At 56.5% G+C, this 25,004-nt stretch carries 25 protein-coding genes; 8 read left to right on the top strand and 17 right to left on the bottom strand.

Annotation, left to right across the window (positions count from 1 at the left end; translation table 11 throughout):
* Positions 1–2 precede the first annotated feature (2 nt).
* From NQ230_RS22600 to rfaD, 4 genes are read right to left on the bottom strand one after another with little or no spacing between them, the layout of a single operon-like run.
* On the bottom strand, positions 3–1,103 hold the full coding sequence (locus NQ230_RS22600; RefSeq protein WP_257259355.1) for a glycosyltransferase family 9 protein: 1,101 nt from the start codon (positions 1,101–1,103) through the stop codon (positions 3–5).
* Positions 1,104–1,106: 3 nt separating this feature from the next.
* The gene (gene rfaC, locus NQ230_RS22595; RefSeq protein ID WP_121426016.1) at positions 1,107–2,090 is read right to left on the bottom strand and encodes a lipopolysaccharide heptosyltransferase RfaC; all 984 of its coding nucleotides are present in this window, start codon (positions 2,088–2,090) and stop codon (positions 1,107–1,109) included.
* A 3-nt stretch (positions 2,091–2,093) separates the two neighbouring features.
* Positions 2,094–3,140 carry an ADP-heptose--LPS heptosyltransferase RfaF gene (gene rfaF, locus NQ230_RS22590; protein WP_063438983.1) on the bottom strand — a complete coding sequence of 349 codons (1,047 nt, stop codon included), beginning with the start codon at positions 3,138–3,140 and terminating at the stop codon, positions 2,094–2,096.
* A 2-nt stretch (positions 3,141–3,142) separates the two neighbouring features.
* Positions 3,143–4,075 (bottom strand): ADP-glyceromanno-heptose 6-epimerase, encoded by a 933-nt coding sequence (rfaD, locus tag NQ230_RS22585; RefSeq protein WP_008502707.1) that lies wholly within the window; start codon positions 4,073–4,075, stop codon positions 3,143–3,145.
* A 215-nt stretch (positions 4,076–4,290) separates the two neighbouring features.
* Between rfaD and kbl the strand changes: the two genes are divergently transcribed.
* A complete protein-coding gene (gene kbl / locus NQ230_RS22580) occupies positions 4,291–5,487 on the top strand; it encodes a glycine C-acetyltransferase (RefSeq protein ID WP_121426015.1) in 1,197 nt (398 codons plus the stop codon).
* Between the two features lie 9 nt (positions 5,488–5,496).
* Positions 5,497–6,525 (top strand): L-threonine 3-dehydrogenase, encoded by a 1,029-nt coding sequence (tdh, locus tag NQ230_RS22575; protein WP_023309906.1) that lies wholly within the window; start codon positions 5,497–5,499, stop codon positions 6,523–6,525.
* A 28-nt stretch (positions 6,526–6,553) separates the two neighbouring features.
* Here tdh and NQ230_RS22570 read toward each other — a convergent pair whose 3' ends face one another.
* Positions 6,554–7,468 carry a hypothetical protein gene (locus NQ230_RS22570; protein WP_257259348.1) on the bottom strand — a complete coding sequence of 305 codons (915 nt, stop codon included), beginning with the start codon at positions 7,466–7,468 and terminating at the stop codon, positions 6,554–6,556.
* A gap of 15 nt (positions 7,469–7,483) precedes the next feature.
* A complete protein-coding gene (locus NQ230_RS22565) occupies positions 7,484–8,689 on the bottom strand; it encodes a glycosyltransferase (protein ID WP_257259344.1) in 1,206 nt (401 codons plus the stop codon).
* 205 nt (positions 8,690–8,894) lie between these two features.
* On the opposite strand from NQ230_RS22565, the gene NQ230_RS22560 reads away from it, so the two are divergent.
* Positions 8,895–9,695 carry a glycosyltransferase family 2 protein gene (locus tag NQ230_RS22560; RefSeq protein ID WP_121426012.1) on the top strand — a complete coding sequence of 267 codons (801 nt, stop codon included), beginning with the start codon at positions 8,895–8,897 and terminating at the stop codon, positions 9,693–9,695.
* Between the two features lie 3 nt (positions 9,696–9,698).
* Here the strand turns inward: NQ230_RS22560 and NQ230_RS22555 are convergent, their stop codons facing one another.
* From NQ230_RS22555 to gpmM, 3 genes are read right to left on the bottom strand one after another with little or no spacing between them, the layout of a single operon-like run.
* Positions 9,699–10,631 (bottom strand): divergent polysaccharide deacetylase family protein, encoded by a 933-nt coding sequence (locus tag NQ230_RS22555; protein ID WP_257259340.1) that lies wholly within the window; start codon positions 10,629–10,631, stop codon positions 9,699–9,701.
* A gap of 3 nt (positions 10,632–10,634) precedes the next feature.
* A complete protein-coding gene (envC, locus tag NQ230_RS22550) occupies positions 10,635–11,894 on the bottom strand; it encodes a murein hydrolase activator EnvC (protein ID WP_229231479.1) in 1,260 nt (419 codons plus the stop codon).
* Positions 11,895–11,927: 33 nt separating this feature from the next.
* The gene (gene gpmM, locus NQ230_RS22545; RefSeq protein ID WP_257259337.1) at positions 11,928–13,472 is read right to left on the bottom strand and encodes a 2,3-bisphosphoglycerate-independent phosphoglycerate mutase; all 1,545 of its coding nucleotides are present in this window, start codon (positions 13,470–13,472) and stop codon (positions 11,928–11,930) included.
* Positions 13,473–13,719: 247 nt separating this feature from the next.
* Between gpmM and NQ230_RS22540 the strand changes: the two genes are divergently transcribed.
* The 5 genes from NQ230_RS22540 (at position 13,720) to cysE (ending at position 16,829) form a co-directional block, all read left to right on the top strand.
* Entirely contained in the window at positions 13,720–14,151 is a 432-nt protein-coding gene (locus NQ230_RS22540; protein WP_023309913.1) for a rhodanese-like domain-containing protein, read from the top strand.
* An 11-nt stretch (positions 14,152–14,162) separates the two neighbouring features.
* Positions 14,163–14,414, top strand: a complete 252-nt coding sequence (gene grxC, locus NQ230_RS22535) for a glutaredoxin 3 (RefSeq protein WP_023309914.1) — start codon at positions 14,163–14,165, stop codon at positions 14,412–14,414.
* A gap of 32 nt (positions 14,415–14,446) precedes the next feature.
* Positions 14,447–14,914 (top strand): protein-export chaperone SecB, encoded by a 468-nt coding sequence (secB, locus tag NQ230_RS22530; protein ID WP_003860835.1) that lies wholly within the window; start codon positions 14,447–14,449, stop codon positions 14,912–14,914.
* On the top strand, positions 14,914–15,933 hold the full coding sequence (gene gpsA, locus NQ230_RS22525; protein WP_023334039.1) for an NAD(P)H-dependent glycerol-3-phosphate dehydrogenase: 1,020 nt from the start codon (positions 14,914–14,916) through the stop codon (positions 15,931–15,933). The genes secB and gpsA overlap by 1 nt, the downstream gene beginning before the upstream one ends.
* A 74-nt stretch (positions 15,934–16,007) precedes the next feature.
* Positions 16,008–16,829, top strand: a complete 822-nt coding sequence (cysE, locus tag NQ230_RS22520; RefSeq protein ID WP_008502718.1) for a serine O-acetyltransferase — start codon at positions 16,008–16,010, stop codon at positions 16,827–16,829.
* A 32-nt stretch (positions 16,830–16,861) separates the two neighbouring features.
* Here the strand turns inward: cysE and trmL are convergent, their stop codons facing one another.
* The 8 genes from trmL to mtlD form a co-directional block, all read right to left on the bottom strand.
* Positions 16,862–17,332 carry a tRNA (uridine(34)/cytosine(34)/5-carboxymethylaminomethyluridine(34)-2'-O)-methyltransferase TrmL gene (gene trmL / locus NQ230_RS22515; RefSeq protein WP_121426009.1) on the bottom strand — a complete coding sequence of 157 codons (471 nt, stop codon included), beginning with the start codon at positions 17,330–17,332 and terminating at the stop codon, positions 16,862–16,864.
* 45 nt (positions 17,333–17,377) lie between these two features.
* Positions 17,378–18,718, bottom strand: coding sequence for an MFS transporter (locus tag NQ230_RS22510; RefSeq protein WP_193940931.1), 1,341 nt, complete (start codon positions 18,716–18,718; stop codon positions 17,378–17,380).
* 182 nt (positions 18,719–18,900) lie between these two features.
* A complete protein-coding gene (gene lldD, locus NQ230_RS22505; RefSeq protein ID WP_257259327.1) occupies positions 18,901–20,088 on the bottom strand; it encodes a quinone-dependent L-lactate dehydrogenase in 1,188 nt (395 codons plus the stop codon).
* Positions 20,085–20,858, bottom strand: a complete 774-nt coding sequence (gene lldR, locus NQ230_RS22500; protein WP_257259325.1) for a transcriptional regulator LldR — start codon at positions 20,856–20,858, stop codon at positions 20,085–20,087. Before lldR ends, lldD begins: the two co-directional genes overlap by 4 nt.
* Complete coding sequence (lldP, locus tag NQ230_RS22495; protein WP_038417734.1) at positions 20,855–22,510, bottom strand: L-lactate permease; 1,656 nt, start codon at positions 22,508–22,510, stop codon at positions 20,855–20,857. Before lldP ends, lldR begins: the two co-directional genes overlap by 4 nt.
* Positions 22,511–22,846: 336 nt before the next feature.
* Positions 22,847–23,209, bottom strand: coding sequence for a YibL family ribosome-associated protein (locus NQ230_RS22490; protein WP_010436679.1), 363 nt, complete (start codon positions 23,207–23,209; stop codon positions 22,847–22,849).
* A gap of 58 nt (positions 23,210–23,267) precedes the next feature.
* Entirely contained in the window at positions 23,268–23,858 is a 591-nt protein-coding gene (gene mtlR / locus NQ230_RS22485) for a mannitol operon repressor MtlR (RefSeq protein ID WP_038417732.1), read from the bottom strand.
* Positions 23,855–25,003 carry a mannitol-1-phosphate 5-dehydrogenase gene (gene mtlD / locus NQ230_RS22480; protein ID WP_196350873.1) on the bottom strand — a complete coding sequence of 383 codons (1,149 nt, stop codon included), beginning with the start codon at positions 25,001–25,003 and terminating at the stop codon, positions 23,855–23,857. Before mtlD ends, mtlR begins: the two co-directional genes overlap by 4 nt.
* Position 25,004: the final 1 nt, after the last annotated feature.

The following is a 25,004-nucleotide window of genomic DNA, read 5'->3' as shown; positions in this document are numbered from 1 at the left end:
AATCAGTTTCCCTGAGCATCAAAGGCAGAATTTGCTGTTGGCAGCCCGCAAATGAAATGTTTGAGTTCGTCCAGCGATTCGTCTGTTACCGCGAAGAGTTCTTCCCGGCTCTGTGAGAAATAATATCGTGTTTCAAAAACATACGAGCAAATATTGGCATCGTTGCCAATCAACAATACGTTGCCAAGCGGACGCTGCTCGTAGTGGCAGCACGGCCCGAACAGTAGGATGACCGGCACGTCCACCGCATCGGCGATGTAGACATTTCCTGAGTCAGATGCGATATAACAATCCATTTTAGAAATGGCCCACGGTAGCTCTTCAAGCGAGAGCTTGCCAATCAGATTAATAAAGTTTGGCAGTTCACCGTAGGCGCGGGTGATATCGTCCATCCACGATTGTTCATTTGGGGCGCCAAACACATAAAATTCGCAGGGCAGGTCGGCGAGGCGATCGGCAATTTGCTTCCAGATGACCGGCGGAACGGTTTTCGCTTTATTCCCGGCGGCAACGCTAATGCCAATGCGGATAACGCCCGGTTTATCGAGGATTGCCGGATAGGTTGCGGGTTTAAACAGTGGCTTTGTGGCGTGCTTTGGCGAGTCTTGCCAGCTCAGAGCGCGATCGGCCAGTTTGAGATAGTTCGTGACCGACAGCGTCTTTCTACCGTGTTCAACAGTCCCGTCTGCCGTTGCATAGAAAATGCCGTGATACCATCTGCGCGTGTAAATACTTAAAAACTGTTTGTTTTTAGCATTACACACGGAGGCGAAAAAAAGGTTCACGCTGTTAGGTTGCAGGAGATAGACATTGTCATAGCGGTTCATGATCCGGCAGGCAAAGACCAGCTTTCGCCACAGGTTACGCTTATGCTGCTCGATAAAAAAAATCTCGTCGATCGTCTCATCATGCTTCGCCAATGCACCCACGCTACGACTGACGAGCACGTCGCTTTTTTGCAGGTATGCCAGGAGGGGCGTGGCATTAACAAAATCGCCGATTTTTGCTGTCTGAATGACCAGGTTTTTACCTGTCTCTTTGCGGAACAGCTTCCGGATGAGTTTCACCGGAAAGAGTAAAATCAGCAGAAATACGTAACTCATGCGTTAGATATCCCTGTTGGAAAGCCAACGGCTGCCCTGTAAAAATGAAAAAATAGCATCTGCGCTGATATCCTTCGTTTGCTGGGTCGGGCTAACCATCTGATGCTGGTTTTTACCGTAACCCCCGATCAATCCAGGATCGGTCGGACCAAAAATCGTAATATTCGGACGATCCAGCGCCGCGGTTAAATGGCTTAAGCCAGTATCAACGGAAACAACAGCATTAGCCCCCGCCAGCTGCGCTGCAACCTGTGCCAGCGTGAGTTTCGGCAATACCTCGACATGCGAAAAGCCTGCTGCCAGACGCTCTGCGCGCTGCCGCTCATGTTCAGCGCCCCACGGGAGTTTAATATGGATGCCGGTGGGTTGCATCAGTTCGATCAGGCTTCGCCAGTGCGTTTCCGGCCAGTGTTTATCGTCGCGCGTTGTGGCATGCAGGAAGACAAGATAAGGCTGAGCACAGGGATCTGTATTGCGCAAAAAGTGCTGCGCAATGGCGTAGTCGCCCTGGGTTTCCGGTTTCGCATAGCCCAGGCTCTTTGCAAACAGCTCGCGGGTGCGTTCGACGGCGTGCTGCTGCTTTGCGATGTGGTGGCGGCGGTTATAGAACAGGCTCGCCAGCGGTTCGCGGGCGGTGTGCCAGTCCATACCGTGCTTTACGCCGTGTGCCAGACGCGTGACCAGCGCGGCGCTTTTCACCAGCCCCTGGGCGTCGATAATCGCGTCGTAACGCTGCGTCTGCACCGCCTCGCGGAAGGCTTTGCGTTCGGCTTTAATCGGCGCGGAGAACCACGCTTTGCGCCAGCGGCGAATCGCCACCGGGATCGCGCGGTCAACCGCTTCATGCCAGGTGGGGATCTGCGCGAAGCCTTCCTCCACCACCCAGTCAAAACGAATGCCGGGAACGGCCCGCATCGCGTCCGTCAGCGACGGCAGCGTATGCAGAACATCGCCCATCGAAGAAGTTTTAACGATCAGTACCCGCATTCGTTATCCTTCTTCACTCAACAGCAGTTCGTTAAGCTCTTCGAGAACGCGCTCTGGCGTAATGTCGATCAGGCTCTGATGGTAGCCTTCTGCGGCATCGCCTTTACGCACTTTGTGGTAGCCGGTGATCAGGCGGATGACGCGCGCTTTATGAGAAAGCGGGGGCGTGAAGTCCGGGCTGCTTGGGCCATACAGCGCCACCAGCGGGCGGTTGAGCGCGGCAGCGACGTGCATCAGGCCTGAGTCGTTGCTGACCACGGCCTTGCAGGCGGCAATCAGAATAACCGCCTGCTCAAGCTGCGTTTCGCCTGCCAGGTTGCGGCACCAGGCCTGCTGTTCATTACTGAGCGTGGCGAGAATTTCGTTGCCCGCCTCGTGGTCTTTTGCCGAACCGAACAGGACAATCTGGTAGCCTTCGTCGATCAGCTGTTTCGCCAGCTCCGCATAGTGATAGTGCGGCCAGCGTTTTGCCGGGCCGAACTCGGCGCCAGGGCAGAAGCCAATCATCGGGCGTTCTGACGAAAGACCAAACGCGCTGCAGGTCTGGGATTTCTCCCCGTCGTTAACCTGAAGCTGTGGCCAGAGCAGCGGCTGCGGCAGATCTTTCGCACTGCGCATCACGCCTTTGTCATAGGCCAGCGCCACATAGCGCTCCACCATCAGCGGCCAGGCCTCTTTATCCAGCACCCGCGCGTCGTTCAGCAGGCCGTAGCGCATTTCACCGCGCCAGCCGGTACGGTGCGGGATGCCCGCAAAAAAGGGCACCAGGGCGGATTTAAAGGAGTTTGGCAGCACATACGCGCGGTCATAGCGCTTCTCGCGCAGGCTATGGCCGAGCTTGCGGCGTTCGCCGATTTCCAGCGCCCCGTGGCCGAGCGGCATCGGGATGGCTTCATTCACTTCCGGCATACGGGACAACAGCGGACGGCACCATGCGGGTGCCATCACGTCGATTATCGCCTGGGGATAACGCGCCTTGAGCGTGCGATAGAGACTTTGCGACATCATCATGTCGCCCACCCATGACGGGCCGATCACCAGAATCTTCATACTTACGCGTCGCGGTTCAGCCAGGCCATATATTCCGTTACGCCTTCTGCAACGGTCTTGAACGGCTTGTCGTAGCCTGCGGCGCGCAGGTTGGTCAGGTCCGCCTGAGTGAACGCCTGATAACGGCCTTTCAGCTTGTCAGGGAACGGAATGTACTCGATGCTGCCTTTTTTGTGATACGCCAGCGTTGCGTCAGCCACTGCCTGGAAGGACTCCGCGCGGCCGGTCCCCAGGTTGAAGATGCCGGATACGCCGTTTTCCCAGAACCACAGGTTCACTGCGGCAACGTCGCCCACGTAAACGAAGTCGCGCTTGAAGCCGTCGCTGCCTTCGAACAGTTTCGGGCTTTCGCCGTTATTCAGCTGGGTATTCAGGTGGAACGCTACGCTTGCCATGCTGCCTTTGTGGCCTTCACGAGGTCCGTAGACGTTGAAGTAGCGGAAGCCGACGATCTGCGAGTTCGCTTCCGGCAGAACCTGACGCACGTACTCGTCGAACAGGAATTTAGAGTAACCATAGACGTTCAGAGGCTGCTCATATTCGCGGGACTCGATGAAGTCCGAGGTGCGGCCGCCGTAGGTTGCCGCGGAGGAGGCGTACAGGAACGGAATTTCACGCTCCAGGCAGTAGTGCAGGATCTCTTTAGAGTACTGATAGTTGTTGTCCATCATGTACTTACCGTCCCACTCGGTGGTGGAAGAACACGCACCTTCATGGAAGATGGCTTCGATCTCGCCGAACTCTTCACCCGCCATAATCTGGATAAGGAAGTCTTCTTTATCCATGTAGTCAGCGATGTTCAGATCCACCAGGTTCACGAACTTGGTGCCGTCTTTCAGGTTGTCAACCACCAGGATGTCGGTGATGCCTTTGTCATTGAGAGCCTTAACAATATTGCTGCCGATAAAGCCCGCGCCGCCGGTAACGATGATCATAACTGTAACCTTTGAAGTATGGAGCCCGGGGACAATCCCGGACGCTAATGTCTCTATCATATCATTAGTATGGCTGCCCTTCAGCCATTCACCTTCACAGCGCAGGGGTACGCGTGATTTATGCTGCAAAAACGACAAGAGATGACGTGTCATCTCGTCATGAACTATAGGTTTGGGTAATATGTCCCGAAATTTGCCGAGTCTGGAGAATTGCAATGCGTGGTGATTTTTACAAACAGTTAAACAACGACCTCGACACCGCACGTGCGGAAGGGTTGTTCAAGGAAGAGCGTATTATCACGTCTGCCCAGCAGGCGGACATCACCGTTGCCGACGGCAGCCATGTGATCAACTTTTGTGCGAACAACTACCTGGGTCTTGCGAATCACCCTGAGCTGATTGCCGCTGCAAAAAACGGCATGGACACCCACGGTTTCGGCATGGCCTCCGTACGCTTTATCTGCGGTACGCAGGACAGCCACAAGCAGCTTGAGCAAAAGCTGGCGAGCTTCCTCGGAATGGAAGACGCGATTCTGTACTCCTCCTGCTTCGACGCTAACGGCGGTCTGTTTGAGACCCTGCTTGGCGCAGAAGATGCGATTATCTCCGACGCCCTGAACCACGCCTCCATCATCGACGGCGTACGCCTGTGCAAAGCAAAGCGTTTCCGCTACGCCAACAACGATATGGTTGAGCTGGAAGCGCGCCTGAAAGAGGCTCGTGAAGCAGGTGCTCGCCACGTGCTGATCGCCACCGACGGCGTGTTCTCCATGGACGGCGTGATCGCCAACCTGAAGGGCGTGTGCGACCTGGCGGACAAATACGATGCGCTGGTGATGGTCGATGACTCTCACGCGGTCGGCTTTGTCGGCGAAAACGGCCGTGGCTCGCACGAATACTGCGACGTGATGGGCCGCGTGGACATCATCACCGGTACGCTGGGCAAAGCGCTCGGCGGCGCGTCCGGCGGCTATACCGCCGCGCGTAAAGAGGTGGTTGAGTGGCTGCGCCAGCGCTCCCGTCCGTATCTGTTCTCCAACTCCCTGGCGCCGGCGATTGTTTCTGCCTCCATCAAAGTGCTGGAGATGGTGGAGTCCGGCGCTGAGCTGCGCGACCGCCTGTGGTCCAACGCCCGTCTGTTCCGTGAAAAAATGAGCGCCGCAGGCTTCACCCTGGCCGGTGCCGATCACGCGATCATTCCGGTGATGCTGGGCGATGCGGTCGTCGCGCAGCAATTTGCCCGCGAGCTGCAGAAAGAAGGGATTTACGTCACCGGGTTCTTCTTCCCGGTGGTGCCAAAAGGTCAGGCGCGTATCCGCACCCAGATGTCTGCGGCGCATTCGCCTGAACAAATTGAACGTGCGGTGGAAGCCTTCACCCGCATCGGCAAACAGCTGGGCGTAATTGCCTGAGGACGTGTGATGAAAGCGTTATCCAAACTGAAAGCGGAAGAAGGGATTTGGATGACCGACGTGCCGGAGCCGGAAGTCGGTCATAACGATCTGCTGATCAAAATTCGTAAAACGGCTATCTGCGGTACTGACGTTCACATCTATAACTGGGACCAGTGGTCGCAGAAAACCATTCCGGTACCGATGGTTGTCGGTCACGAATATGTCGGTGAAGTGGTGGGTATCGGCCAGGAAGTGAAAGGCTTCCAAATTGGCGACCGCGTCTCCGGTGAAGGCCATATTACCTGCGGTCACTGCCGTAACTGCCGCGGCGGACGTACGCACCTGTGCCGTAATACCATTGGCGTAGGCGTAAACCGGCCGGGCTGCTTCGCGGAATACCTGGTGATCCCGGCGTTTAACGCGTTCAAAATCCCGGACAATATCTCTGACGATCTGGCCTCCATCTTCGACCCGTTCGGCAACGCGGTGCATACGGCGCTCTCCTTCGACCTGGTCGGTGAAGACGTGCTGGTCTCCGGCGCGGGCCCAATCGGCATTATGGCGGCAGCCGTAGCGAAGCACGTGGGTGCGCGCAACGTTGTGATCACCGACGTGAACGAATACCGTCTGTCGCTGGCGCGCAAGATGGGCGTCACCCGTGCGGTAGATGTCTCGAAAGAGAGCCTGACCGACGTGATGGAAGAGTTGGGCATGACCGAAGGCTTTGACGTGGGTCTGGAGATGTCCGGCGCACCACCGGCGTTCCGCACCATGCTCGACACCATGAACCACGGTGGCCGTATCGCGATGCTGGGTATTCCGCCGTCAGACATGTCTATCGACTGGAACAAAGTCATCTTCAAAGGGCTGTTCATCAAGGGCATCTATGGCCGCGAGATGTTCGAGACCTGGTACAAGATGGCGGCATTGATCCAGTCTGGTCTGGATCTGTCCCCGATTATTACTCACCGTTTCTCCATCGATGAGTTCCAGCAGGGCTTCGACGCGATGCGTTCCGGCCAGTCAGGGAAAGTGATCCTGAGCTGGGATAAATAATCAAAAAGGGGCCTGAGGCCCCTTTTTTTCATTGATTCTTTTTCTCTTCGTCCGTCAGGTAACGCACCTTGCGGGTGTAGTCCTGACCTTTGAACAGCAGTTTGTTATCCGGCGATTCAAGATACTTCTGCCATTCGGAGAGAGGGAAACCGCCGTGCGCGCCAATCACCTCTTTCGGTACAACGGCTTCCTGACCACCGATCCTCTTGGAGACCGGCCAGTTTACCCAGTCCCCCAAATTAACCGTTTTTAAATCCAGCATGTCCAGCAGGGCAGTAAGTGGCAGCTGATCGGTTGGGGGCTGACTGTCGTCCATCAGTTCCCAGGTATCCTGAAAAAGTGACAGCCACAATGGGCAAATACGGTGCCAAGTCTTTTTCGTTGCGGCAAGGAAAGCACTATTAACATGATTAACCAGATACGGACGTACCATATCTTTGTAATACGCAGGCACTTTTTCAACTGATGCACCGTCAAGCTTGGCAATCATTTTGCCCTGACGGAAGCTGGAATAAAGGTGCATATCCGCAATTTTGATCTCTGGCATTTTCAGCAGGTTGAGATCGGAATCGATCATCAATATGCCTTCACCGCGCGCCTGCAGCGGGGCGTTAAGCTTCACCAGACGGCTGAGGTAGATCTGCTTATAGCGGTAACCTTCCTCACGAACCGGAAGGTTAAGCGTCACTACGCGGGTTTTCGGCGGCAGTACCCCGAAGGCCGATTCAGGCTGATCGCTGACGATGACGATTTCGCTCACCCCGGTGGCATAACGTTCCGCGAAGGTGGCAGAGAGTAATGCCTCTTCGACGAAATCTGCACCGGTACACGGAATCACAATAGAATCCACCGCAGCAAGCGCGCCCGTCACGGGCAGAGAGCTGTAAGGAATGTTGTGTCGCCCGGTGATATGACGATAGCGAGCATTAAGAAATTTAAACATAGTTATCTCGTTTGGTTAGTGCGCGCCAAGCACGGCTTCGACACCGCTGACATAGTTTTCGATGGCATAGGTATGACAGACGTTCTGGTATGCGGCCGCCGCCAGCCGAGCCCGCAGATCCGCATCTGCCCAGATATTGTCCAGATGCTGTGCAAGCTGTGAAACATCGCTCCAGGGGAAGAGCAGCCCTGTCGAATCATGATCAATCAACTCCGCCGTGCCGGTCACCTGAGAGCCAATCACGGGGATATTGAGAAGCATCGCTTCCAGCACCACGCGCGGCAGCCCTTCGCTTTTTGAGGCGAGAATAAAGGCGTCAAACGTTGCGAGGTAATCAAACGGGGTATTCTGAAAGCCAGTGAAGATGACATGGTGTTCAATTCCCAGCGCTCGGGCCTGTTCCGCTAAAGCGCGGCGTTCGGCACCTTCGCCGACCAGCACCATTTTCCATTTCGCCTGCGGATGCTTCTGGCTGAACTGTGCCAGCGCCTCCAGCGTGTGGTGATTGGCTTTACGAGGGATTAACGACCCAATACTGCCGAACACAAACGTGTCGTCATCGATGTTCAGGCGCTGGCGCATCGCGCGTCGGTCAGGTAAAGGCTGGTGGATGTCGATGGCATTATTGACCGTCGTACACAGTTCGGGCCGGACGCCGTGCTGAAGCAACACGCGTTCAACGCCGTGCGAGACGGCGATGATTTTTGTGGCATGGGCATTCACCAGCTTTACCAGCGGTGGGGTCAAAACAGGTTCAATACGGCAGTGCTGAATCAACCGCGCCTGCAGGTTCGCCGCCGCGAGATAGCCTTCCTCATTTGAGCCCGGCTGGTTATTCATATAGAGCGTATCGAAACCGCCCTGGGTGAAAAGGGTTTCGATTTTGCTGACGTTAGGCCTGATGCGCCACATGATATCCACATGACGCGTCAATGCCTTGCGGGCGCTGCGTGAGAAAAACAGCAGGCTACGTCCCGCTTCCTTCAGCAATTTGGCCCAGACCGGCTGCGGACGTTGAGGGATCACGATGAGCGGGATGCCGATGCCGTTGAGCACCTGGCCAATTGTCTCACCTTCAGCACGACTATAATCACTGTAAAAACAACAGGTAATATCGAATTTATCGCGATTGATTCGCTTCAGGAGCTCAAGCATACTGTTGGTGCCTCCCCCCCATTCTTTACCCGTATCCAGGAGGAGAATTTTACTTTTGTGCGGCATGTCTGAATCCGTGTGCTACCCTTCATCTGACTGCATTATAAAGAATCTGTTGAAATAAAATAGATTTTTCTATTTTATTGCGCTTCGCGACTGGACAAAATTTTAAGCGTGCTTATTTAAAAAGTGTGATTCTGGACTTTAATCGTCTCAACTCAATTCTATAGTATTAATAATATTAATTTAGGCTGCTATTGAGAGTGGGAAAATGTTTAAAATAACGGTCTGCTTATTAACGTTTAATTCTGAAAGATTATTGCACGATGTTATCCCGCCTCTTTTAAAAATAGCGGATGAAGTTGTTGTGGTCGATTCCGGCAGTACGGACAAAACACGATATATTTGTGAAAGTTTTGGCCTGCGACCCGTCTATAAAAAATTTGGCTGGCATGGCGATCAGATGAACCATGCCATATCCTTAGCCAGCCATGACTGGGTCCTGTGCATTGACAGCGACGAAATTCTTGACCAGGAAACGGTTAATGCCGTTTTAACGTTAAAAGCAGGCGATGAGCCAGACCCCGGAATGGCATGGCGGATATGCCGCCACTGGTTTGTTCTGGGTGAAGAGGTCCGGACGATTTATCCTGTTTCATCTCCTGATTATCCCGTGCGTCTTTTTAACCGAAAACAGTCCCGATTTAATAACCGACCGGTAGACGATCAGGTCGAAGGTTTTCTCCGTTGTGAACGTATTCCGGGTTATGTAAAACATGATACGTTTCCCACGCTGCATGAGCTTTTTAATAAATTAAATTGTTATACAACCCGCCTGGTTCAGCATCAAAAAATACGGCCCTCTATCGCGCGCGGCGTGATCAGCGCTATCGGGGCTTTTTTCAAATGGTATCTGTTTAGCGGTGCCTGGCGTCAGGGCAAAGTGGGGGTGGCGACAGGACTGTATGCCACAGCCTATAGCTTTTTGAAGTATTTCAAATCCTGGTATCAGCATCAGGAAAAAAAAGAGCCCGTTGCTAACGAGCAGACGGACTCTCAGATTGCAAAATAAGCGTCAGGCTTTCTTACCCCATCCCTGCCACTGCTGCTGGACGTATTTCACCAGCGTGCTGTTGCTGATGCTGTCTCCGATGACGGAGAAGAAGCGGGTCGCATAGACTGGTTCAAGCGGTTGCTTCGGTACGCAGTGCTTCACGCCGCGGAACGGATTACGCGGCGCCGTCGGGGCGGGCTGCGCAGAATTCGGTGTGGAGGTATCCACCTGCGGCTCGTTCAGCAGATCGCTCGGGCGCACCAGCGTGATATCGGCAGGCAAGGTCGGCAGCATTTGCTGCAGGACGCGAACGGTAGACGGGTGCGGGTGACCGATGGCAATGGCTGAGCCGTTGCGGCGGGCCAGCTGAACCGCGCGATTAAACTGCATGCGGATATCGGCGTCGTTCTGGGTATCGTCCAGGAACACCTTGCGCTTAATCACCTTTACGCCCGTTCCCTGAGCGGCACGCATTGCCTGGCTGTTGCCGATAGTCATGCTGTCGAGGAAGTAGAGGTTGTAGCGTTCCAGCGCCTGCATCACTTTGAGCATCCCGTACAGGCTTGATGTCATCGCGCTGCCCATATGGTTGTTCAGACCTACGGCATACGGCACTTTGTTGTAGGCGTCGCGGATAATGCGCTCGATCTCCTCGCTGCTCATATCCGGGCGCAGGGTATCTTTTTCCAGCGGCTGCTTGCTGAGCGGGGCCATGGGCAGGTGGATCAGCACCTGATGACCGCTGTTATGGGCTTTGGTCGCCATCTCGCGCGCGTGGGGGGCATTCGGAAGGACGGCGACAGAGATGGCCGACGGCATCGCCAGCACCTGATTTTCATAGTGTGGACGATAACCGAAGTCATCAATCACGATAGCGAGTTTACCTGCATATACCGGTGCAGCCAGCGCCAGCGCGCTGACGACGGAGAAAACCATTCGACGAAATTGAAGCAAAACTTATCTTCCCAACCACGGCTGTGGATTGACCGCCTGACCCTGGCGACGAATTTCGAAATAGAGTGACGGGCGGCCCTGACCGCCACTGCTGCCCACAAGGGCGATGGGTTGGCCGGCGCGCACCTGCGTGCCGACGCTGACCAGCGCGCTCTGGTTGTAGCCGTAAAGGCTCATGTCACCTTTACCGTGTTCGACCACCACCACCAGTCCGTAACCCTGCAGCCAGTCGGCCAGAATCACGCGGCCATCGGCGATGGCTTTCACTTCGCTACCTTCAGACGCACCGATAACGATCCCTTTCCAACGTAGCTCACCCTGCAGCTGTTCGCCATAGCGATGCAGAATTGAACCGCGAACGGGCCAGAAAGCCTGACCGCGAGGAGAGCCCAAACCGCCGGTACGCGACATCAGAGAACGTTCGCTCTCGCTTGGCTTGTAGGTGGTCCCTTTGCGGGAGGCTTCCTGCTGCTTGTCGCGAACGGCCTGCGCCTCGCGCGCCTCTTTTTCGGCGCGCGCTTTCGCCGCCGCTTCCGCACGGGCGATGCTGTTACGCAGTTTTGATTCGTTGGCGCGCATTTCGCTCAGCTGGCTCTGACCTTCCTGAATGGAGGATTCAAGGCCGGAAAGGGTTTTCTTACGCTCGTTGCGAGCCTGCTCAAGCTTCGCCTGCTGGGCCTGCTGATCGTAGAGTAGCGTCTGCTGCTGGCTCTGCTTCTCTTCCAGCTCGGCTTTTTGCGTGGAGACCTCTTCGCGCGTCTGCTTCAGCTGCGCGATAGTCTCCTGACGCGCCTGGTTGAGATAGCCAAAGTAGGCCTGCAGGCGCTGGCCGCGCTGGCTCTCCTCGCCGCTGAGGATCAGCTGGAGTCCGGTATGTTCGCCCTGGCGGAATGCGGCATCAAGCTGTGCGGCAAGATTGCGCTCCTGCGCATCACGCTGGCGCTCCAGTTTGGCAATCGACGCGTTCATCTCGTCGATCTGTTTATTCAACTGGGCGAGGGTGTTTTGCGTTTCTCGGAGTTTACGCGTGGCGGCGGAGATCGCCTCTTCCTGCTGCTTAAGCTGGGCGAGCAGGGCGGAGCGCTGCTGCTGCTGCTGGCGTACCGCACGCTCTTTGGCGGCGATATCGGCCTGAATGGATTTCAGCTGGTCGCGGTCATCCGCGTGGGCGGATGCGGCGCACAGCAATACGCCAGCGCTGAGTGCGCTGGCGTAAAACAGAGGTCTGACTGATAACCTAAGCGGCTTCACGACCCATGTGATTGAAAAAATCGCCTTTCCCCTCATGGGGAGCGATTATTCCACGATGAACAGCGGCTTACCAGTCATCTCTTCAGGGATCGGCATACCCATCAGCGACAACATGGTTGGCGCGATGTCAGAAAGCTTGCCGCCTTCCACTGCTTTCAGTGATTTATCACCCACATAAATTAGCGGAACAGGCAGGTTGGTATGAGCCGTGTGCGCCTGGCCGGTCGCCGGGTCGCGCATCTGTTCAGCGTTACCGTGGTCAGCGGTGATCAGCAGCTGGCCGCCAACGGATTCAACCGCTTTCGCTACCTTCTCAACGCAGTTGTCCAGCGCTTCAACCGCTTTCACTGCCGCTTCCATCACCCCGGTATGCCCCACCATGTCGCCGTTCGGGTAGTTACAGATGATGGTGTCGTACTTACCGCTGTTGATGGCCGCAACCAGTTTTTCAGTCAATTCTGCAGAGCTCATTTCTGGCTGCAGATCGTAGGTGGCCACTTTCGGGGAGTTGATCAGAATGCGGTCTTCGCCTTTGAACGGCTCTTCAACGCCGCCGTTAAAGAAGAAGGTCACGTGTGCATATTTTTCAGTTTCGGAAATACGCAGCTGCGTTTTGTCGTTCTTCGCCATCCACTCGCCGAAGGTGTTTGCCAGCGATGCTGGTGGATACGCGCAAGGCGCTTTGATGTCTGCGGCGTATTCAGTCAGCTGGATGAAGTCCAGTTTTACCACTTTCTTGCGGGCGAAACCGTCGAAGTCGCTGTTGACGAACGCACGGGTGATTTCGCGCGCGCGGTCAGCGCGGAAGTTCATGAAGATCAACGCGTCGCCATCTTCCATGGCGGCATCAGCCTGGCCGTCAGCACGGATCACGGACGCTTTCACGAATTCGTCGTTTTCATCACGAGCATAAGCCGCTTCCAGGGCTTCAACGGCGGTCGCGAACTGGAACTCACCTTTTGCCAGGGTCATCAGGTCATAGGCCTGTTCAACGCGATCCCAGCGGTTGTCGCGGTCCATGGCGTAGTAACGGCCGATGATGGACGCTACGCGGCCTTTACCCAGCGCGGCAAATTTCTCTTCGAAGGCTTGCAGAGAGCCTTTTGCGCTGCGTGGTGGCGTATCGCGACCGTCCAGGAAGGCGTGCAGATAGATTTTTTCCGCACCGCGCTCGGCGGCCAGTTCAACCATCGCCATGATGTGATCTTCGTGGCTGTGAACGCCGCCTGCAGAGAGCAGGCCCATGATGTGTACGGCCTTGCCAGCGGCAACGGCTTTATCGACCGCGCCAGACAGCGTTGGGTTGGAGAAGAAGGTGCGTTCTTTGATTTCAACGTCCAGGCGCGTCAGATCCTGATACACAATACGCCCGGCGCCCAGGTTTACGTGACCGACTTCGGAGTTGCCCATCTGGCGGTCCGGCAGGCCCACTTCCAGGCCAGACGCGTCAATCAGCGTATGCGGACGTTTTGCCCACAGCGCATCCATGACCGGGGTTTTGGCGTTGAAAATAGCGTTATCCTGGCTGTCTTCACGGTAGCCATAGCCATCCAGAATCACCAGTACCATAGGTTTTTTAGAAACCGACATTGCGACAACCTCATGCTCAAGAGTCAAAATTTGCGTAATTTTACTACAGCTGAATCGATCAAATAGCCGCAGAAGATCAAAGAAAGCGCAGGGGCAAGGTGCTGACCAGACCATTTTGAGGCATTTTTTTAGGTGGCATGCCGCAGAAAATGGATTAGGTTATGGTCGCTGGCTGTATTTGCCAGAACGCACAGGTATACTCCTGTCCTGGTTTTTTTTATCACTTAGTCGGGAGTAGTTACCCTCCATGCAAGAAATTATGCAATTCGTTAGCCGCCATCCGGTTCTGAGCATCGCGTGGATTGGCCTGCTGGCTGCTGTGCTGTTCACCACATTTAAGAGCCTGACGTCTAAAATTAAGGTTATCACCCGTGGTGAAGCGACGCGTCTGATTAACAAAGAAGATGCCGTCGTAGTCGATCTGCGTCAGCGTGACGATTTCCGTAAAGGTCACATTGCGGGCGCAATCAACCTGTTGCCAGCTGAAATCAAAGCGAACAACGTCGGTGAGCTTGAGAAACACAAAGCCCAGCCGATTATCGTTGTCGATGCGACCGGCATGCAGGCACAGGAATCTGCCAGCGCGCTTCATAAAGCAGGCTTCGAAAACGTAACGGTGCTGAAAGAAGGTATTTCCGGCTGGAGCGGGGAAAATCTTCCTTTGGTACGCGGTAAATAAGGAGTTCAGTCATGGCCAATATTGAGATCTATACCAAAGCGACGTGCCCGTTCTGTCATCGTGCGAAAGCGCTGCTGAACAGCAAAGGCGTCACGTTTCAGGAACTGCCGATTGACGGTGACGCGATTAAACGCGAAGAGATGATCAAACGTAGTGGTCGTACGACGGTTCCGCAGATTTTTATTGATGCGCAGCACATTGGCGGCTGTGATGACTTGTATGCGCTCGACGCCCGTGGTGGACTCGATCCGCTGCTGAGCTAAGAGACTTTAGGACAATTAAAAAGGGTATTTCCATGTCAGAACAAAACAACACCGAAATGACTTTCCAGATCCAGCGTATCTACACCAAGGACGTCTCTTTCGAAGCGCCAAATGCGCCACATGTTTTCCAGAAAGATTGGCAGCCAGAGGTTAAACTTGATCTGGATACCGCATCTACCCAACTGGCAGATGACGTGTATGAAGTCGTGCTGCGTGTGACCGTTACCGCGTCTCTGGGCGAAGAAACTGCATTCCTGTGTGAAGTACAGCAGGGCGGCATCTTCTCTATCGGCGGTATCGAAGGCAACCAGATGGCGCATTGCCTGGGTGCGTACTGCCCGAACATTCTGTTCCCGTATGCGCGTGAATGCATCACCAGCCTGGTTTCCCGCGGTACATTCCCGCAACTGAACCTTGCGCCAGTTAACTTTGATGCGCTGTTCATGAACTATCTGCAGCAGCAAGCTGGCGAAGGTGCTGAACAACATCAGGATGCCTGATGAGCACTGTTAATGCGTCAATGACTGTGATCGGTGCCGGCTCATACGGCACCGCTCTTGCCATCACGCTGGCAAGAAATGGTCACGAAGTGGTTCTCTGGGGCCACGACCCAAAACATATCGCAACGCTGCAACGCGATCGTTGTAACGTCGCGTTTCTCCCGGACGTTCCGTTCCCTGACTCCCTGCACCTTGAAAGCGACCTTGCGACCGCGCTGGCGGCCAGCCGCAACATTCTGATTGTGGTCCCGAGCCATGTCTTTGGCGACGTGCTCCGTCAGATTAAGCCGCTGATGCGCCCGGATGCGCGCATTGTCTGGGCGACAAAAGGACTGGAAGCCGAAACCGGACGCCTGCTGCAGGACGTTGCCCGCGAAGCGCTGGGTGATGCGATCCCGCTGGCGGTCATCTCCGGCCCGACCTTTGCCAAAGAGCTGGCCGCTGGCCTGCCGACGGCGATTTCGCTGGCCTCCACCGATCAGGCCTTCTCCGACGATCTTCAACAGCTGCTGCACTGCGGCAAGAGCTTCCGCGTCTACAGCAACCCCGATTTTATCGGCGTGCAGCTGGGCGGTGCGGTGAAGAACGTGATTGCGATTGGTGCCGGGATGTCAGACGGCATTGGTTTTGGTGCCAATGCGCGTACGGCGCTGATCACCCGAGGGCTGACCGAAATGTCCCGCCTGGGCGAAGCGCTGGGTGCCGATCCGGCCACCTTTATGGGGATGGCTGGCCTGGGCGACCTGGTGCTGACCTGTACCGACAACCAGTCTCGTAACCGCCGCTTTGGCATGATGCTCGGACAGGGCAGCGATGTAAAAGGCGCGCAGGAGAAGATTGGTCAGGTGGTTGAAGGCTACCGCAATACCAAAGAAGTCCGCGAGTTGGCGCACCGTTTCGGTGTCGAAATGCCAATAACCGAGGAAATTTATCAGGTATTGTATTGCGGAAAAAATGCGCGCGAGGCAGCATTGACCTTATTAGGTCGTGCGCGCAAGGACGAGCGCAGCAGTAACTAGTCGGAACCGTTGTCACCTGAATGACCCAGCCAGCGCAGAACTGGCTGGTCATTAACTATCGTCTGGAGTAAGCAATGCCGTGTGAAGAACTGGATATCGTCTGGAACAATATTAAAGCCGAAGCCCGGGCGCTGGCCGACTGCGAGCCTATGCTGGCCAGTTTCTACCACGCGACGCTACTCAAGCACGAAAATCTCGGCAGCGCGCTGAGCTATATGCTCGCCAACAAGCTGGCTTCCTCGATCATGCCAGCTATCGCCATTCGTGAAGTGGTGGAAGAGGCTTACGCCGCTGACCCGGAAATGATCGCCTCTGCCGCCTGCGATATCCAGGCCGTGCGCACGCGTGACCCGGCGGTCGATAAATATTCTACGCCGCTGCTGTACCTGAAAGGCTTCCACGCCCTGCAGGCTTACCGCATCGGCCACTGGTTGTGGAATGAAGGCCGCCGCGCGCTGGCGATCTTCCTGCAAAACCAGGTTTCCGTGACCTTCCAGGTCGATATTCACCCGGCAGCAAAAATTGGCCGCGGGATCATGCTCGACCACGCCACCGGGATTGTCGTCGGGGAAACGGCGGTGATTGAAGATGACGTCTCGATCCTGCAGTCTGTCACCCTGGGCGGTACCGGTAAAACCAGCGGCGATCGCCATCCGAAAATTCGTGAAGGGGTGATGATTGGCGCGGGTGCCAAAATCCTCGGCAATATCGAAGTCGGGCGCGGTGCGAAGATCGGCGCAGGCTCCGTGGTGCTCCAGCCCGTGCCTCCGCATACCACCGCCGCTGGCGTACCGGCGCGCATCGTCGGTAAACCAGACAGCGATAAGCCGTCCATGGACATGGATCAGCACTTCAACGGCATTCACCATACGTTCGAGTATGGTGACGGTATCTGATATTTTGCCCGGTGGCGCTGCGCTTACCGGGCCTACCGTAATATGGCGCCCGCATACCCCAGTTGGCGCCAGGCTTCATACACCACCACCGACACCGCGTTCGACAGGTTCATGCTGCGGCTGTCCGGCATCATCGGAATACGGATTTTCTGCTCGGCGGGCAGGGCATCCAGGATCGTGGCTGGCAGGCCGCGGGTTTCCGGGCCAAACATCAGATAGTCACCTGCCTGATAGCTCACGGCGCTATGCGCTGGCGTGCCTTTGGTGGTCAGGGCGAACATGCGCTGCGGCTTCTCTGCTTCCAGAAACGCGGCGTAATCGTGATGGCGAACGACGGCGGTAAATTCATGATAATCCAGCCCTGCGCGACGCAGACGTTTGTCGTCCCACGTAAAGCCCATCGGCTCAATGATATGCAGACGAAAACCGGTGTTTGCACACAGGCGGATGATATTGCCGGTATTCGGCGGAATTTCTGGTTCGAATAAAACGATGTTAAGCATGCTGCCCCCTTAATTGCGGGGGCAGAATAGCAGAAAAGAGAGGAACTACGCGACGCCGGGTTCCTGCGAGCGGCTGTACAGCATTTTGTAGACGGTTGCCGCAGCGGCCACCAGAGCGGGCACGCTGAGGATCATTAAAATACTGTCTGCCTGCCACTGCATAGAAAGAAGCTGGGCGCTGGTCATGGTTCCCGCCACGCCGCCAAAGCGGCCGATCCCCTGCATCCAGGCGATGCCCGTCGCGCGGCACTCGGTAGGGTAAAAGGTGGCGGCCAGGGTTTGCATGCCCGATTGCGCGCCGTTCATCGCGATCCCCATCAGGAAAATCAACCCGCCAAACAGGGCGATATGGTTATGCTCAATGCCAAGCAAAAGAATAAGGCCCATTGTCAGCACGAAACCACCCGCAACCACCCGGTGCGCTTCCCAGCGGTCCATCATCCAGCCCGCGAGCAGAATGCCTGCGGTGCCGCCGAAGGTGAACAGCGAGGTGAGCCAGGCGGATTCCGCCAGAGCATAACCCATCCCCTGCATCAGCGTTGGCATCCAGCTCAGCAGGACATAGTAAATGACCAGGCCCATAAAATAGGTCACCCACAGCATCAGGGTGCCGGGCAGCCAGGGCATGGAAAACAGCTGCGACACGCTCCCTTTTTTAGACGCGACTTTCTCCTCCGCGAGGAAAAAGCCCGTGACGCTATCCAGCGTGCTGCGGGCAAACCGGCTGGCGATGCGGCGGACCTGCATGACGTCCTTTCCGCGCTGCACCAGAAACTTCACGGACTCCGGTAAAAACAGCGCCAGCAGCAGGGTTAAAACCAGCGGAGCAATCGCCCCGGTCAGCAGCACGCTTCGCCAGCCGTGGTGGGGGATTAGCCAGGAAGAGATCGCGCCGCCGCCCGCCGCGCCCAGAGGGAAGCCGCAGTACATGGTATTGATCGCCATGGCGCGACAGCGCTGGGGGGCAAACTCGGAGATAAGCGTGATGGCGTTAGGCATTGCGGCGCCGAGGCCCAGGCCCGTCAGAAAGCGCCACAGCGTGAGCGTATTCAGACTTTGCGCCCAGGCCGTCCCCAGGCTCGCAAGGCCGAAGAACAGACACGAAAAGACCAGCACCCGCTTGCGCCCCATCCGGTCAGATACCGGACCGGCAATCAGCGCGCCCAGCGACAGCCCCAGCAGCGCTGCGCTCAGCACCGGCCCCAGATCCTGTTTGTGTATCCCCCATTCTGCCGACAGCGTAGGCGCGATGTAACCCATCGCTGCCGTATCAAAACCATCGATCGCCAGAACCAGAAAGCCCAGCACAATGAGCAGCCAGTGAAACCCTGAAAAGGGACTCTCATCGATCACCTGCTGAATATCCACCTTACCTGAATACGCCATACGCTCCACTCCGATCTGATGTTGTTTTTGTGTTCTTGTATTTGCTTGTCTATACAATTGCTGACGGCGGGTGGATGTCAAATTTTCTTATCCAATATGTTATCTGGATGTTATTTTTGGCATAAAAAAGCGCCCGAGGGGAAAATCGGGCGCATGAGAAAGGGGGGGTTAACCGGAGAAGGTCAGGCCGCGTTTCCCTGAGCAAGGGGAGCCAGCGCCGCCGGTAATTTGCTTAACTCCTGCACCAGGGAATCCTTACTGATTTCACCGATCGTTTTCGCGCCGGTCAGCGTCATCGCCACCTTCATCTCTTTTTCGATCAGGTTGAGCAGATTCGCCACGCCCGCCTGGCCCGCCGTCGCCAGCGCATACAGATACGCACGCCCCAGCAGTACGCTGTCGGCGCCCAGCGCAATCATTCGCACCACGTCCAGCCCGTTGCGGATGCCGCTGTCGGCCAGGATGGCGATATCGCCTTTCACCGCATCGGCGATGGCCGGCAGGGCGCGTGCGGAGGAGAGCACCCCGTCGAGCTGGCGTCCGCCGTGGTTAGAAACCACAATCCCGTCTGCGCCAAAGCGTACCGCGTCGCGGGCATCTTCCGGATCTAGGATCCCTTTGATCACCATCGGGCCGTCCCAGAACTCGCGGATCCACTCAAGGTCCTTCCACGAGATCGACGGATCGAAGTTGTTCGCCAGCCAGCCGATGTAATCCTCCAGCCCGGTCGGTTTGCCGAGGTAAGCCGAGATATTCCCGAGATCGTGCGGACGACCGTTCAGCCCGACATCCCACGCCCACTGCGGGTGGGTCACGGCCTGCAAGTAACGACGGAGCGCAGCGTTCGGGCCGCTCATGCCGGAGTGCGCATCGCGGTAGCGCGCGCCGGGGGTCGGCATATCGACGGTAAAGACCAGCGTGGAGCAGCCCGCCGCTTTCGCGCGCTCGAGCGCGTTACGCATAAAGCCGCGATCCCGCAGGACGTACAGCTGGAACCACATCGGGCGCTTGATGGTCGGGGCGACCTCTTCAATCGGGCAGACGGACACGGTGGAAAGGGTAAACGGAATGCCTTTGGCATCCGCCGCAGCGGCGGCCTGCACTTCGCCACGGCGGGCATACATCCCGCATAAGCCTACAGGCGCGAGCGCCACCGGCATGGAGAGCGTTTCGTTGAACAGCTTCGTCTCAAGGCTCAGGTCAGACATATTCTTCAGCACGCGCTGGCGCAGAGCCACCTCCGACAGATCTTCCACGTTGCGGCGCAGGGTGTATTCGGCATACGCCCCGCCGTCGATATAGTGGAACAGGAACGGGGGCAAAATGCGCTGCGCCGCGGCGCGATAGTCACTGGCTGCTGAAATAATCATGCTTTGTTCTCCCTGGAAATATCACTGTCGCCAGGCAGACGGGTAATACGCGCCTGTCGGGCCTGGTCTTCATCGAATCGTTTAATGGTGGTGTGCACGAAGCCGAGATGCGCCATCATCGCTTTACGAGCGGCCTCGGCATCACCGGCCAGAATGGCGTTGAGCACCGCCTCGTGCTGTTCGGTCAGCTGGGCAAACACCGGCGGAACCAGATACATGCGCTGGCGGCTCTGTTTAACGGAGGATTGCAGCAGGTCGAAGAACCCGCGCATGGTCTGGAGCAGCACCACGTTGTGCGACGCCTCGGCAATCGCCAGGTGAAAACGGACGTCCGCCTGGGAGGCGATATCCGGGTCGCTGCTTTGCGTGGCCTCAAAGCAGGCGATGAGTTTCTCTTTGTCGGCGTCGGTTGCCCGCATGGCCGCGTGCCAGGCGGTACTGGTTTCGATGGCGTGACGCGCTTCAAGGATGTCGAAGCTGTAGTCCGGGTCGTTCTCCATCAGCGTCTTTAGCGGCTGAACGATGTTTTGCTCGGACCAGCCGTCATGCTGCCAGCGCACAAAGGTGCCGCCGCCGCGACGGCTCAGCAGCACCCCTTCGCTGACCAGCGTCGCCAGCGCCTCGCGCAGTGAATTGCGCGACACGCCAAGCTGGGCGGCGAGCTGGCGTTCGGCGGGCAGCTTCATGCCCGCTTCCAGCTGTTGTTCTTCAATCAGCGCCCGCACGCGAGAGGCAATCTCGTCGGACAGGCGTCTGGGCATCACTATCATGGGATCATCCAGGTTAAGACATAGGCCTGCAGGGTGGTGATCACCCCCACCATGCAGGTGAATATCAGGCTGTGTTTCACGGTAAAGCGGAACAGATCCGACTCTTTACCGACCAGTCCCACCGCCGCACAGGCAATGGCGATGGATTGTGGAGAGATCATTTTCCCGGTCACGCCGCCGGTGGTATTCGCGGCCACCAGCAGGACGTCCGATACGCCAATCTGCTGGGCTGCCGTTGCCTGCAGCGCGGCAAACAGGGCGTTAGACGAGGTATCGGAACCGGTCAGGAACACCCCCAGCCAGCCGAGGAACGGCGAGAAGAAGGTGAAGGCGTGGCTGGTATGGGCCAGCGCCAGTGCCAGCGTTGATGAGAGGCCGGAGTAGTTCGAGATAAACGCGAACGCCAGCACCATGCCGATGGAGTAAATCGGCAGCATCAGCTCTTTAATGGTCGCCGCAAAGGTCTGCACCGCGGCCGCAGGCTTCATGCGCAGCCACACCACGGAAAGGAGTGCGGCAAACAGGATGGCGGTACCGGTGGCGGAGAACCAGTCGAATTTATAGACCGCGGCATACGGCGTGGCGGCGTGCACCACCGGCGGCATACGGGCGACCATCTTGTCGAGGAACGGCACGGAAATATTAATCACCATGTCGTACAGCGCCCCGCCCGGCGCGAACAGGGCTTTAAACGGCGGGATGCTCCACAGGGTGACCGTTGCGGTCAGGAACAGGAACGGCGACCAGGCGCGGATCACCTGTCCTGCCGTATAGCCTGTGCGGGCCAGGGTTTGATCAACCTGCGAGGCGCCCATGTCGGCGAAGCGGAAAATACGTACCGGCTGCCAGCGCTTCAGGAACAGCGTCAGACAGACCAGGGACACCAGGGAAGAGATGATATCCGGCAGCTCCGGGCCAAGGAAATTCGAGCTGAGGTACTGGGCGATAGCGAACGAACCGCCCGCCACCATCACCGCAGGCCAGGTCTCCTTCACGCCGCGCCAGCCGTCCATAATCGCCATGATCCAGAACAGGACGATAATGGTCAGGAAGGGCAGCTGGCGGCCAACCATCTGGCCGATCTCAAAGCTGTCCAGCCCGGTAACCTGTCCGGCTACCAGAATCGGAATACCCATCGCGCCAAACGCCACCGGCGCGGTGTTCACAATCAGGCACAGTCCCGCGGCATACAGCGGGTTAAAGCCCAGACCGACCAGCAGCGCGGCGGTGATCGCCACCGGTGCGCCAAAGCCTGCCGCACCTTCCAGAAACGCCCCGAAGGAGAAGCCGACAATCAGCATCTGCAGGCGCTGGTCCGGCGTGATGGAGAGAATCGACGAGCGGATAATGTCGAACTGCCCGGTTTTTACCGAGATTTTATAGACAAAGACCGCCGCGATGATGATCCACGCAATCGGCCACAGGCCGTAGAAGAAACCGTAGACGACGGAGGCCAGCGCGCGATCGACCGGCATTTTATAGAAGAACAGCGCCACCATCAGGGCGATAGCAACGGTATACGTCGCGGCGAGGTAGCCCTTCAGCTTGAGCTTAATCAGCGCAAAGAAGAAGAACAGGATCGGAAGCGATGCGATCAGGCTCGACAGCCAGATATTACCGGCCGGGTCGTAGTTTTGTTGCCAGAGGCTCATGCAGGTCTCCTGGGGACCAGACAGCCTGCGCTGCGGGTGAGTCTCCGCTCAACTCTGCGTCACAGGTTGTGTAAAAGTGGTCCTGCCAATGTTGTGTTGTAGGGTTAATGACAATGAATGGTTAACCAGATGTTATAAGCTAGCAATGGTTTTGTGAGCGGAATTAATGGAATTGTGAACCGGGGAAGAAAGAAAAGGGGGATTGGTTGGGCCAATTTGAAGCGGGGTGGGGCCTGGTGCCCTCACCCCGACCCTCTCCCACGGGGAGAGGGAGAAAACAGTACCGTACAGTCCCCTCGCCCCTATGGGGAGAGGGTTAGGGTGAGGGGAAAAGTATCAGAACGCCGTCTTACAAAAACCCGTCATCTCTTTCAGGCCCATTTCGCGGCCAAGTTCGGTCATCGGGTGTACTACCACCAGACCACGGACGCTTTTCTTCAGCTTGCCCATGTCGGCCTGCTCTTTTTTGGTGATCGCGCGACGGTGAGGCATGTTCATCAGCTTCTGCGCTTCTTTGCTCAGCTTCTGGCCTTTCACTTCGCGCAGGCGCTCGATTTCTGTTTCCAGCGTGGCGGCTTCTTTTTCCAGCTCGGCGTACTTCTCGGCGGAATCAACCAGTGACAGGCCAGCCATCTGGTGGCGGATCAGATCCAGGCGGTCGCTCAGGCGTTTAATTTCGTTCTTTTCGACTTCTTTCATGACAAATAACTCTGAAAACGGGGAATTTACAGGGAAGGATACACCAATGTGAGCAGGCTTACTTCTGAAACGCTTTTTTTAAGCTGATTCGGGAAATCAGCTCAGTCAGGGAGAGAACCATCGTGGAACGGACAACCTGTTGATAACGCAGCTTTTGCATCGCGTAGAGTTCAGGGTCGCTGTTATCAAAATGGGGAGCAGGGGGCAGCGCGGTGACGCAGTGCAGCTCGCCGAAGGGCCCCAGGATCTCATCATCGGTAAAGGTATACTCATTACCGTCATGATTGAGTTCTTCGCGCAGCGCCATTAACAGCTCCGCATCTTCATACTCTTGCCGGTTCAGCACGCCAAGACCATAAATCAGCTTCAGACGCACGGATAAATCGCCCAGCGGTCCGTCTCCGTCCAGTAACGGTTCTACAGCATATTTTACCGCGTAGTCGTCTTTGCGAAACACCTGAAGCACCAGGATATTCACCGCCTCGGTTAACAGCTCGACGGCGGCAATCAGGAAACTTCGTACGGTTTTGCCAGCATTCAGACGCTCAAGCACACGATTTTCAAAGGCCTGGGTTTGTTCCATTATTGCCTGCATATCTGACAATCTATTATCTGGGCGCAGGTTAACCTGCGCCTCACTGTGCATCATTTGGTTGCGTTGTATGCGTTAACCGCCTCCACAACCACGTCGCTGTTGGCGTCCAGACCGGAAATCTGCGCCAGCGCAGCCTGCGCGCCTTTGTTATCAATCAGCTGAGCCAGTTCCTGCGCCTGCGGGTCCTGCTCGCTGCGGTAGTGCATCGCAGCGGCAATCCCTTTCACCAGGTTGGCGTGCGGCAGGCCGTATTCCAGCGTGCCCAGCAGCGGCTTAATCAGGCGATCGCCCGCGCTCAGTTTGCGAAGAGGCTGACGGCCCACGCGCTCAACGTCATCTTTCAGATACGGGTTTTCAAAGCGACCGAGGATTTTCTGGATGTATGCTGCGTGTTTATCAGCATCAAAACCGTAGCGTTTGATCAGCACCGCGCCGCTCTCTTCCATTGCCCCTTTTACCACCGCGCGGATCTTCTCATCGAGGATCGCGTCACGAATGGTCTGATGACCGGCCAATTTTCCGAGGTACGCGGTTATAGCATGCCCGGTGTTCAGCGTGAAGAGTTTGCGTTCGACAAATGCCATCAGGTTATCGGTTAATTCCATTCCCGGAATGGTCGGCAGGGCGCCTTTAAACTGGGTTTTATCCACGATCCACTCGCTGAAGGTTTCCACGGTCACTTCCAGCGGGTCGTTGGTGGCGGATTCAGACGGCGGAACGATGCGGTCCACGGCGGAATCCACAAACCCGACGTGCGCTTCAACCCAGGCTTTGTCTTCATCTGCTACAGCGTTAAGAACGTGGCCTTTCAGCTGCGTGGTGCCGCGCACCATGTTTTCGCAGGCGATGATGTTCAGCGGGGTGTCGATGCCCTGCGCTTTACGTTTTGCCAGGCCTTTCGCGACCGCAGGAGCGATACGCTCAAGGACAACCGGACCGACCGCCGTGGTCACCAGATCGACGCTGGCGATCAGGTCGATAACGTCTTCACCGATGCTGCTGACCGCGTTGACGCCGGATACCGTCTCAACCTGCTCGTTTTCACCGACCACGTGTACCTGATAGCTATGACGCGCATTCAGGGCATCCAGGACAACCTGATTCACATCGGCGAATGTCAGCGTAATGCCCGCGTCTGCCAGCAGTTTACCGATAAAACCACGACCGATATTACCTGCGCCAAAATGTAATGCTTTCATA

It is taken from the genome of Enterobacter asburiae (assembly GCF_024599655.1).
GTDB classification, from domain to species: Bacteria; Pseudomonadota; Gammaproteobacteria; order Enterobacterales; family Enterobacteriaceae; genus Enterobacter; species Enterobacter asburiae_D.
The sequence above is the reverse complement of the archived record's forward strand: the minus strand, read 5'-3'. Positions and strand labels throughout refer to the sequence as shown.

Bases quoted from the DNA above. Each gene is read 5' to 3' on its own strand.
- secB (WP_003860835.1), top strand. From the start codon at position 14,447: ATGTCAGAACAAAACAACACCGAAATGACTTTCCAGATCCAGCGTATC.
- gpsA (WP_023334039.1), top strand. From the start codon at position 14,914: ATGAGCACTGTTAATGCGTCAATGACTGTGATCGGTGCCGGCTCATAC.
- NQ230_RS22600 (WP_257259355.1), bottom strand. From the start codon at position 1,103: ATGAGTTACGTATTTCTGCTGATTTTACTCTTTCCGGTGAAACTCATC.
- tdh (WP_023309906.1), top strand. From the start codon at position 5,497: ATGAAAGCGTTATCCAAACTGAAAGCGGAAGAAGGGATTTGGATGACC.
- rfaF (WP_063438983.1), bottom strand. From the start codon at position 3,140: ATGAAGATTCTGGTGATCGGCCCGTCATGGGTGGGCGACATGATGATG.
- lldP (WP_038417734.1), bottom strand. From the start codon at position 22,510: ATGAGCCTCTGGCAACAAAACTACGACCCGGCCGGTAATATCTGGCTG.
- NQ230_RS22510 (WP_193940931.1), bottom strand. From the start codon at position 18,718: ATGGCGTATTCAGGTAAGGTGGATATTCAGCAGGTGATCGATGAGAGT.
- lldD (WP_257259327.1), bottom strand. From the start codon at position 20,088: ATGATTATTTCAGCAGCCAGTGACTATCGCGCCGCGGCGCAGCGCATT.
- rfaC (WP_121426016.1), bottom strand. From the start codon at position 2,090: ATGCGGGTACTGATCGTTAAAACTTCTTCGATGGGCGATGTTCTGCAT.
- NQ230_RS22490 (WP_010436679.1), bottom strand. From the start codon at position 23,209: ATGAAAGAAGTCGAAAAGAACGAAATTAAACGCCTGAGCGACCGCCTG.
- trmL (WP_121426009.1), bottom strand. From the start codon at position 17,332: ATGCTTAACATCGTTTTATTCGAACCAGAAATTCCGCCGAATACCGGC.
- grxC (WP_023309914.1), top strand. From the start codon at position 14,163: ATGGCCAATATTGAGATCTATACCAAAGCGACGTGCCCGTTCTGTCAT.
- NQ230_RS22565 (WP_257259344.1), bottom strand. From the start codon at position 8,689: ATGCCGCACAAAAGTAAAATTCTCCTCCTGGATACGGGTAAAGAATGG.
- rfaD (WP_008502707.1), bottom strand. From the start codon at position 4,075: ATGATCATCGTTACCGGCGGCGCGGGCTTTATCGGCAGCAATATTGTT.
- NQ230_RS22560 (WP_121426012.1), top strand. From the start codon at position 8,895: ATGTTTAAAATAACGGTCTGCTTATTAACGTTTAATTCTGAAAGATTA.
- mtlR (WP_038417732.1), bottom strand. From the start codon at position 23,858: ATGATGCACAGTGAGGCGCAGGTTAACCTGCGCCCAGATAATAGATTG.
- NQ230_RS22570 (WP_257259348.1), bottom strand. From the start codon at position 7,468: ATGTTTAAATTTCTTAATGCTCGCTATCGTCATATCACCGGGCGACAC.
- NQ230_RS22540 (WP_023309913.1), top strand. From the start codon at position 13,720: ATGCAAGAAATTATGCAATTCGTTAGCCGCCATCCGGTTCTGAGCATC.
- mtlD (WP_196350873.1), bottom strand. From the start codon at position 25,003: ATGAAAGCATTACATTTTGGCGCAGGTAATATCGGTCGTGGTTTTATC.
- cysE (WP_008502718.1), top strand. From the start codon at position 16,008: ATGCCGTGTGAAGAACTGGATATCGTCTGGAACAATATTAAAGCCGAA.
- kbl (WP_121426015.1), top strand. From the start codon at position 4,291: ATGCGTGGTGATTTTTACAAACAGTTAAACAACGACCTCGACACCGCA.
- gpmM (WP_257259337.1), bottom strand. From the start codon at position 13,472: ATGTCGGTTTCTAAAAAACCTATGGTACTGGTGATTCTGGATGGCTAT.
- lldR (WP_257259325.1), bottom strand. From the start codon at position 20,858: ATGATAGTGATGCCCAGACGCCTGTCCGACGAGATTGCCTCTCGCGTG.